The following is a 9233-nucleotide window of genomic DNA, read 5'->3' as shown; positions in this document are numbered from 1 at the left end:
AGCGCCTCGGCCTGGGCCAGCGCGCCGGGCCCCCGGTCGTGCGGATCGCGCACGGCGTAGAGGCCGACCGCGGCGCAGCAGGCCATCAGGTCCAACTGCTCGGACGGTGGCAATGCGGCGACCACGCTCCACAGGTCTTCCGCCCTCTCAGGCAGACGCGCGCCCCACGCCTCGCACCGGTCGCGGACCCGGCGACCGGCGGGGCTGTCTTCTACCCCCGGCGCGAGGCGTTCCAGCCCCGTCGTTGTCAGGCGAAGCTGCAGGGGCGTCCAGACGCCATAGCCCGGATAGAAGACCTGTAAGGCGAGCGCGTGGACCACCGTCGCCAGCGCCGCATTCACATCGGCCTGCACCGCATCGCGCAGCCCCATGGTCTTGTGGGCCGTGAGATCGATCACCAGCCGGTCTGACAAGCCCGGTCCGGCGTCTTCCTCGGACGCCTCGGCCCCGGACACCCGCCCGGTCTCCGTCCGGTCGTCCGCCTCCGCCTCTTCCTCAAAAGGCGGCGGCGGGTCGGCCACCACATCCTCCGCCCGGACCAATGCGCGCTCGAAACGGGCAAGTCCGTCGTGGCCGAGCATCACCATGACGCCAGCTCGCGCCTTGGCTTCGGCGGCGTAGTCGAAGTCCGGGCCGAAGGCCTGCAAGGCCTTGTCGATCTCCTCCAGCCGCGCATCCGCTTCGGGCGACAGCCCCTCTGCGCCCGCCTCGGAGACGATCCGGTCATACTCCTCCGACAGGGCTGTGATTTCGGCGACGTCCGCCTCCGACCGCTCGACCGACACCGGATAGACCCGCCCGAACGCGGATACGTCGGGATAGTCGAGGCTGACCCCGGCCCATTTCCAGCCCTCTCGCTCGCGCGCCTCGTCGGCCAGCCCGGTCAGTTTCGCGCTGACCAGCCGGTCCAGCAGGACCACGTCCTCCAGCCAGCCGCCGCCGTCCTCGGTGAACAGGTCCCGGAGGATTCCGCCGCCTTCGGCCTCATAGGCCTCGACGCCGACGAAACGGACGCGCCGATCATCGACCCGCACCTTGGCCTCGGTCATGGCGCGCCGGATGGCATAGGCCGGGGTATGAGGACCGATCTGCTCCAGCACCTGCCGCTGCCGGTCCTGATCCTCGCTGACGCAGAATGCGGTCAGCTGGTCGAGCGCTAGCGTCCCCGCCCGATAGGCGGCCATCAGTTCCGGTGCCGCCGACCCCAGCCGCAACCGCTGGCGCACCACCTGAGCCGACACCCCGAAACGGGCGCCGATCTCCTCAGGGCCGTAGCCCTTCTCCTCGGCCAGCCGCTGGAAGGCCTCGAACTGATCGGCGGGATGCATGGCCTCGCGCGTCATGTTCTCGTCGAGGCTGATCTCATGGGCGTCGTTCTCGGCGTCCACGATCACGCGCACCGGATGGGTCCGCTTGATCGCCTTGCGCTTGGCCAGCAGCCGAAGCCCCTGACGGCGCCCCTCGCCGATGGTGACGAGGTAGTTTCCGGTCGGAACGCCCTCCCCGTCCCGCTCGACCTCGACCACAGGCGGCTGCAACACCCCCTTGACCTTGATGGAGGCCGCGAAGGCCTCGATGGTCGCCGAGCTGTGCGGCGTCTTCCTCGCGTTCTTCGGCGAGGCCTTGAGCCGGTTCAGCGGCACGGTGATTTCCGCGCCGTGCGCGGGGGTTGTCGCCTCGGTCGCGACGGTTTCGGTGGATTGAGCAGTCATGTCTGCCTCCTTTGGGCGTGGGTTGCAGGCACGCGAACTGCGCGCCTGAAACCCTGCCCGTCGGCGAGACCGGGGTAGCAAGGGCCAGGGCGGACCGGCCGGAGGGGGATCGCCCGACCTGCACAAGCCTGACCCTGATGGTGATCATGACGCCCCTCGCCGGCGCGGAAGGTCGGGGAGACCGGCCGGTCCGGCGGCGCAGCCGCTTCACCCTGGCCCGCGCGAGGGCGGAGCCCTTAGCCCTTCTGCGACGCCCGCCACGTGTCCTTTTGGCGCGGCGTCGCGGGCTTCAGCTTGAGGAAGACGATTTGACCGGGCCTGGCTTCGCCCCAGCTGACGTAGATGCGGCTGCTCCGGTTCGGCCCCACCACATCGATCATGTGGGGTCTGAGCACCGCGTCGGACGGCGTCGACGCACCCTCGTCGTCGAGGTGGAACTTCAATCCCAGCCCTTGCAGGCGGAAGATCACCGCGACCAGCCGGCCCTGATCCTCGTCGATGACCGGAAGGGTCGAGACGGCCGAGCGGCCAAGGGACGCCTCGTGCGCGTCCGCATCCGTCGGCACCTCCAGACGCATGAGGCTGCGGGGCGGGATCGCCGTCAGGGCGTCGGCGATGTTGGCCATCGGCGGCGGATAGTCTCGGAACCGGTAGGGCCCGACCTTGAAGTCCATGCCCGTCGCATAGAGACCGGCCAGGGTTTTCATCGCCCAGAGTTCGAGCGCCTCGCCGGAGATGAGAGTCGAGAACCGCTTGCGGGACAGGGACGCCTTGGTGGCGTGCATCTGCGCGGCCTCCAGAGCCAGAAACGCCCGCTGGGCATGGGCGTCCAGGGGCGAGAGCGCGGAGTTGTGGCGCTGGCACAGGATCTTGGATGTTAGGGCGTCAGCGGACGTGGCCATCACCGGCTCCGCCTGCCACGGCATGCCCCTGACCTTCAGCCCCGGCCGGCTGATTAGGCCCCGGCTGATGTAGTGCTCCCGGCTGATCGTGCGCGAGCAGTCGCCAGACCGGTTGAGATAGCATCTGGGGTGGGCATAGCCGGTGACCGGCGGCGGCGGGTGGATAGGCCCCAGCTTCAAATGGGGCCGCCCGTCGGGGCTCAAACAACAGTCGCCGAACGGCTTCCCGCTCTCGCAGGGACAGCGGTCGCCGCGCGTCCAGGGGAAATCCCATTGATCCTGGGGCGGCGTTATCCAACGCCGGGGCGCCATCAGACCTCCGACGGCGGATAGGTTGTCAGCTGATAGCCGCCGATCCAGCCGATCCGCTGGCCGTCATAAGCGATCATCGCGAACACGATCCGGGCGATGATCTCCCGAACGAACTGCACGTGAGGCCAAAGTCCCGATCCTGCCGAGGACCGAGGCTCGTCGGCGCGATAGTGGCCCCGGTGCACGATCTCGTTTCGGACGTTCACTGCACGATCCAGCGCCTCGAGATTGAGATCGGCGACCGGGACATTCCACTGCTTCATGAGCAGCCTGACCTTGTCCTTCAGCGGCCGGCGGTTCAGGTCCGCCATCTTGCCCGGCAGAGCCGTCAGTAGCGCTTCGAGTTCCGGATCGTCCTGGACGACCGGCACCGCCGCCCGCATCGCGGTCGAAAGCCGCTTGAACCGTGCTGGCGAGAGAAAATGGCTCTGACGAGACGTCAGGTTGGCATGACACAGGTTCTCAAGAACCGTCATCGCCTGAACGAGCCGCATCTCCGTATAGCCCGCGGCCATCACATACCATTCGAGAGCGAACATCAGCTGTTCGACCTTGAACACGGGCTTGAACCAGGCGGCGACGGCCGCTCTGATAAAAGCCTCCTGGTTGAGGAAGTGGATGATGGGCTGATGGGTGTCGCCCCCTTCGGATTGGGCCAGCACTTCCAGGACCCACTCCGTTCCGTTGGCGTATTCGAGGGTCGGCCCCTTGAGGTTTTTGCCGGCCCCGAAACTCGTCATTCGCCGGAGATATTCCAGCAACGTTCCCGCCTCTTCCCGCCATGCCTTAAGGTCGACGATGGCCGCTGGCGCGACGAGGGTCATGAACCCTGTGATCTTGTCCCCGTCCGGCTTGGCCGGATCGCCTCCGATGTAGACGGTGCCCGAAGCGGTCTCGACCTGGTGGCTCCCGAAGCCCTGAAAACCCTGCAGCCCCATGCGCAGGAACGGTTCGTCGACCTGCATCGGCGCGCTGAGAGTGGCGAGCTGAGCCTGCCCCTTGAGGACGAGAAATCCTTCCCCGTCATCGATGTGGACGGGCGCGTTGAGGTGCAGGTGGCGGGTCTCAAACGCCACCTCGCCCGCTCGCGCGGTCAATGCGTAGTAGGATACTGTCTCGCCGTCCTCGGCCTCATGGCTGCGGATCCAGGCTGTCTCCTTGGAAAAAGGTAGACGCTCGAATTCAAACGCCAGCGCCCCGGCTGAAGTCAGTGACAGCTGGAACGCCACAGCTTGGCGATGATCTCCTTTGACGAGATCACCCGTGAACGCGAGCGGCTTGCGGAGATCCACCATGATATGGACGATATTCCTTCTCATCTCGGGCTGAAACCGAAACGACCACGTAAGCAAGGCGAACGAGCGAGCTGGTCTCACAGCCTTCGAGAGGATGCGGAAATTGGAGGCCCTATTCTCCACATAGCCTGCGGAGAATGGCAGCTGCGGGAAGACCGGAGCGCCGGTTTGCGGTCGCAAACCTGCGGTCTTGATCACATCGGCAGCTCCCGCCCATGATAGGAGACAAGTCGCCACATTAGGCGATTTATGGCCAGTAAACCCTCATATCTCGCCATAAGTGGCGAATTATACGGAATCTAACACGCTAATCGTAAGTCGCCATTATTGACGACTTAACCCCAAAAGATGTATATAAGTCGCCGAAAGTGGCGAATTATGAAAATCACCAACCTTACCACCGATGACGCCGCACTGGCCGAGTTTGGCCGCCGCATGACGGAGGCCCGCCTGACTCAGGGCAAGACCCAAGCGCAGTTCGCCCAGAGCGCAGGCGTCTCCAAACGAACCATCGAGCGGCTGGAAGACGGCGGTTCAGTCCAGGTCGCCAATCTCGTCCGCTGCCTGCGGGCGCTCGGCAAGCTCGAAGGTCTCGACCGTCTCGTGCCCGAAACCCCGCCCAATCCGATCGATCTTCTAGAGCGCCAGGGTAAGGCCAGGCAGCGCGCCCGACCAGACATCGTCGACGACGGCGCCGGAACGCCTTGGACTTGGGGAGACGAAACGTGACGACCCTCGCCGAGGTGCGCCTTTGGGGCCGCCGGATCGGCGCTGTCTCACTGGAGGACGGCGCGGAGGTCGCGACCTTCGCCTACGACCCGGCCTTCGCCACAAGCGGCATCCAGGTGGCGCCGCTGATGATGCCCCTCGGCCCGCAGGTCTTCAGCTTTCCGGGCCTGAACCGAGAGAGCTTCCATGGCCTGCCGGGGATGCTGGCGGATTCGCTCCCCGACAAGTACGGCAACACCCTCATCAACGCCTGGCTGGCGACGCAGGGCCGCACGCCGGAGAGTTTCAACGCCGTCGAACGCCTCTGCTACACTGGGCCGCGCGGCATGGGCGCGCTGGAGTTCGCGCCGGCGGTCGGCCCCCGGCCCCGCAAGGCCGCCAAGATCCAGATCGACGCCCTGGTCGCGCTGGCTTCGGAGGTGCTCAGCCACCGCAACGACCTTCAGACGTCGTTCGCCGACAGCAAGAAGGCCGACGCCCTGCGCGAGATCCTTCGGGTCGGCACCTCGGCCGGCGGCGCCCGCGCCAAGGCGGTCATCGCCTGGAACGCCGCCACCAACGAGGTGCGGTCGGGCCAGGTCGAGGCCGGGGACGGCTTCGACTACTGGCTGCTCAAGTTCGACGGGGTGAAGAACAACAAGGATCGCGAACTGGCCGATCCGGAAGGCTATGGCGCGGTGGAATACGCCTATGCGCGGATGGCCGCCGCGGCCGGGGTTCAGATGGCCGAATGCCGCCTGCTCGAAGAGGGCGGCCGGCGTCACTTCATGACCAAGCGGTTCGACCGGCTGCCCGGCGGCGGCAAGCTACACATGCAGTCGCTGGCGGCGGTGGCCCACTACGATTTCTGCGACCCGAACGCCTATGCCTACGAACAGGCCTTCCTGGTCATCCGCCAACTGGGCCTGCCCATGGCGGCGATCGAGGAACAGTACCGGCGCATGGCCTTCAACATCATCGCCCGCAATCAGGACGACCACGTCAAGAACATCGCGTTCCTGATGGACCGATCCGGCGCCTGGTCGCTGTCGCCGGCCTATGACATCACCTGGAGCTACAATCCGACCGGCCTGTGGACGGCGCGGCATCAGATGTCGATGAACGGCAAGCGCGACGGCTTCACCCTCGATGACTTCGACGCCAGCGCCCGCACCGCGTCGATCAATGCGCGCCGCGCCCGGGCGATCGTCCAGGAGGTCCGCGACGCGGTCGAACGGTGGCCGGAGTTCGCCGACGCCGCCGGCGTCGGCGCGGACTGGCGCCAATCCATCGACCCGTCACTGAGGACGGTGCTTTAAGTCGACCGCCCGTCGCCTTGTTTGAGCGCGCCTCGGTTACAGGCGGGTGGTTGAGATCCGGCTTCGCCGGGACGGCGCATCGATCAAAACCGACGGCAGGGCATGCACGGCCAGGCGCGCCGCCTGAACCTCAAGCTTGCGGATCGCCGCCCGAGGTCCTGCCTTCAGCCGAACCGCATCCGGATCTTCCGCCATCAGATCGTCCAGCAAAGTGCGACTGGTGCTGTTGAGCCACCGGCTCAGTTCGTCACTGGACGGACGCCCGCGCTTTACCGCGGCGCCGATGAAGAAGGCTGACAATCGCTCCTGCTGGGTGCGCAGATGATCCCGCATCAGTTTGGACCGGGTGATGTAGCCCGAGTTCACGCCGGGCAGAGCGTGGTTCATAAGAAGGTGCATATCGACCTCGGAGACCTCGGCGGCCTGGGCCAGCGTCCGGTAGGTCTGACGCAGGTCGTTGCCCCAATGGCTGAGGACCGCCCGGTCCTCCTTATGCTCTGTCATGTGACCGCAGGGCGCATCGCTCGGGAACAGCCACACGCGACCGCTCTCCGGATAGATGATCGGCGCGATCCGCCTGAGCCGGAAGATGGATTCCATCATCGCCCGCGACAGAGGCACGTCGAAGGCCTTTATCTCTCCGCCCTTGGGCTTGGAGAGATGCATGATCCGGTGTTTCAGATCCAGATCGGTGACGCGGACGTTTTTGAGCACCTCCGGCCGGGACCCCGACAGCAGGGTCATCAAATGGAACTCGCGGCGGATCGGGTTCGTGATCCTGGCAAGTTGTTCGAACCAGCCCGGCAGGTCTGTGACCCCCATAGCGGTGTCCTTGCGCTTCTCCGGGTTCCAGTCGACGGCGGCCGCCGGGTTCTCCGGCGGAAGCGCACGGCACGTCTTGCGGGCGTGATTGTAGACGGCGCGGAAGGTGCGCATGGCGCCGTTGGCGATGGCGGGCCCGTTGTTCGCGCTGATCAGGTCGTGACGATCCGCCAGGAGGCGGGGCTCGTCACCGAGCTCGGAAAGCGGCCGGTCGAGCCAGTCCGCGAACAAACGCTCCATATGATCGGTGTACCCCCGGATCGTGGCGGGGCTGCGCTGTTTCCGTTCCAGGTGGGAGACCCTGAACCGCGACCAGGCTTCCCGCAGCGTCGGGACGCCCAACGGCGCGGCGCGCGCAGCCTCGTCCTCGGCCTTCTCGGCGGCCTTGGCCGCGGCCAGAATCTCCACCTTCTTCTTGGGACGCGGATCCTCGCCGGCGGCAATGAGCAGCAGGAGTCCCCTCGCCTTCGCGCGTGCGGCGCGCGTGTTCAACTCGCCGACCTCGCAGACCTTCATCTTGATGGTTGAGCGCGTGCCGTCGTCGCGGCGCAGATCAGCCTGGATGATGAAGGTCTTGGTCGAGGCGCCGATCCGCACCGCGAAGCCGGGTTGTTCGGTGTCGCGGACCACGATCTGCCCGCGTCTGGCGAAGGGCATGCCGATGAGAATTTTGTCCGTTAAAGCGAGGCGTTGATCGGGCATTTTGCTGACGTTTTCGGCGTTAGGACGGTGCCGAAATCCCCCATTAGGACGGTGATTAGGACGGTGAACTCCGGCTCGAGAGTCTGTTTCTCGAAATGCGAAGAACACGCCAAATCTGCGCTAGTGGGTATAAAATGTCAATTATTTCAATTGCTTGATCGTGCCCTAGCGTGCAATCGGCGGGGTCCGGAAAACCGAAGAACGGGTTCTCTTAATCAGCGGGTCCACAGTTCGAACCTGTGATCACCCACCATCGTCTCCCTTTGTTTTTCTTAGCGAATTTTCCCCGCCACGGGGACCCGAAACGCGCGATCATCCGCAGTTGGAAAATCAGTTGGAAAACCAGCTCGCGCTTCGAGCTTCTTGATCGCTGACACAGCCAGCGAATGATCGCGCTTGAGATAGTGGCCGTCGAGGATCGCCCCGACGTCGCGCAAGCTGTGGCCAGTGATCGTGGCGATCTCAGCTTCGTTGCATCCAGCGATAGCCAGACGGGTCACTGCAGTCCCGCGCAAATCGTGGAACGTGACATCCTTGATCCCCGACCTTTTGCAGACTGTGTTCCACGACGCGCGAAAGCCAGATTCTGTCCAGGCTCGCCCGGCTTCCGTCGTGAGAATCGTGTCGGTTTCACCGGTATGGATGGGGAGTGTCTCAAGGGCAGCCCTCAACGGCGCCCCGACGGGGATCGCCACACGGGCCTTGGTTTTGCGCTGTTTGATCCGAATGACGTCGCCATCATAGGCGCTCCAGGTCAACCGCAGCAGATCCCCCTGCCGCTGCCCCGTCCAAAGCGCGAGCGTGAGCGCCAGCTGAAGATGGCGCGGAGCCTTCTCCAGGAAGGTCGCTTCGTCATGATCGGTCCAGACATTGTCTCTGCGCTCAGCACGATAGACACGTCCCGGTTTTTCCAACGGATTGAAAGGGGCCAGCCCGCGATCCACGGACCATGACAGGGCACGAGCGAAAACGGAGAAGCGATAGTCTGCATTGCGTCTTGAGCTGACCGCTAGTCGATCGCGCCAGGAGAGAAAGTCGCCACGCACCCGCTTGTCGCTCAAGCCAGCGATTGGGAAATCGCCGTACTCGCTCGCGATGGCGCGAAGATGCTTCTTGTAATCTGTGCGGGTGCGCTCAGCGAGAGCGAGGAAGTCCGACGAGGACTCATAGGCATCTAGCAGAGCCACCAGCGTATCAGACGGCTTACGTCGCCGGTCAGCGAGAGCCGCATGATAGGCCTCCATAAACTCAGCGGACCCGAGCACGCCCTCAATGCGCGGCCCGCCCTTCCAAGCGTAGCAGTAAGTAACCGTCGTCCCGTCGGCGCGCGTCTTACGAACGACGTTGAGCCCTTTCAACTTAATGCGCACCCCGCTTCGCCTTCCACTGGTCGTATGGCGAAGGTTCTGATCCTCCCTCGTTTCAGTGGACACCCATGCTAGCTTTTCGGAGCTGGAGAGG

Annotated in this window: 7 protein-coding genes; 2 read left to right on the top strand and 5 right to left on the bottom strand. The window is 64.9% G+C overall.

Going from position 1 to position 9233, the window contains the following annotated elements:
* From RTU05_RS15590 to RTU05_RS15580, 3 genes are all read right to left on the bottom strand, one after another.
* On the bottom strand, positions 1–1712 hold a 1712-nt coding region (locus RTU05_RS15590), incomplete at its 3' end, for a ParB/RepB/Spo0J family partition protein (RefSeq protein ID WP_312599257.1).
* Between the two features lie 236 nt (positions 1713–1948).
* Positions 1949–2614 (bottom strand): hypothetical protein, encoded by a 666-nt coding sequence (locus tag RTU05_RS15585; RefSeq protein WP_312599256.1) that lies wholly within the window; start codon positions 2612–2614, stop codon positions 1949–1951.
* A gap of 311 nt (positions 2615–2925) precedes the next feature.
* Complete coding sequence (locus tag RTU05_RS15580) at positions 2926–4221, bottom strand: hypothetical protein (RefSeq protein WP_312599255.1); 1296 nt, start codon at positions 4219–4221, stop codon at positions 2926–2928.
* A 378-nt stretch (positions 4222–4599) separates the two neighbouring features.
* Between RTU05_RS15580 and RTU05_RS15575 the strand changes: the two genes are divergently transcribed.
* Together RTU05_RS15575 and RTU05_RS15570 are read left to right on the top strand one after the other, a co-directional pair.
* Complete coding sequence (locus RTU05_RS15575) at positions 4600–4950, top strand: helix-turn-helix transcriptional regulator (RefSeq protein WP_312599254.1); 351 nt, start codon at positions 4600–4602, stop codon at positions 4948–4950.
* Positions 4947–6248 carry a HipA domain-containing protein gene (locus RTU05_RS15570; protein WP_312599253.1) on the top strand — a complete coding sequence of 434 codons (1302 nt, stop codon included), beginning with the start codon at positions 4947–4949 and terminating at the stop codon, positions 6246–6248. Before RTU05_RS15575 ends, RTU05_RS15570 begins: the two co-directional genes overlap by 4 nt.
* Before the next feature lie 36 nt (positions 6249–6284).
* On the opposite strand, the gene RTU05_RS15565 is transcribed toward RTU05_RS15570, so the two are convergent.
* Both RTU05_RS15565 and RTU05_RS15560 read right to left on the bottom strand, forming a co-directional pair.
* Positions 6285–7772 (bottom strand): integrase arm-type DNA-binding domain-containing protein, encoded by a 1488-nt coding sequence (locus RTU05_RS15565; RefSeq protein WP_312599252.1) that lies wholly within the window; start codon positions 7770–7772, stop codon positions 6285–6287.
* A 272-nt stretch (positions 7773–8044) separates the two neighbouring features.
* Positions 8045–9233 (bottom strand): tyrosine-type recombinase/integrase (locus RTU05_RS15560; protein WP_312599251.1); only part of this gene is annotated, 1189 nt, incomplete at its 5' end.

Source organism: Brevundimonas sp., assembly GCF_032017145.1.
GTDB lineage: Bacteria > Pseudomonadota > Alphaproteobacteria > Caulobacterales > Caulobacteraceae > Brevundimonas.
This window is presented reverse-complemented; position numbering and strand designations above follow the sequence as displayed.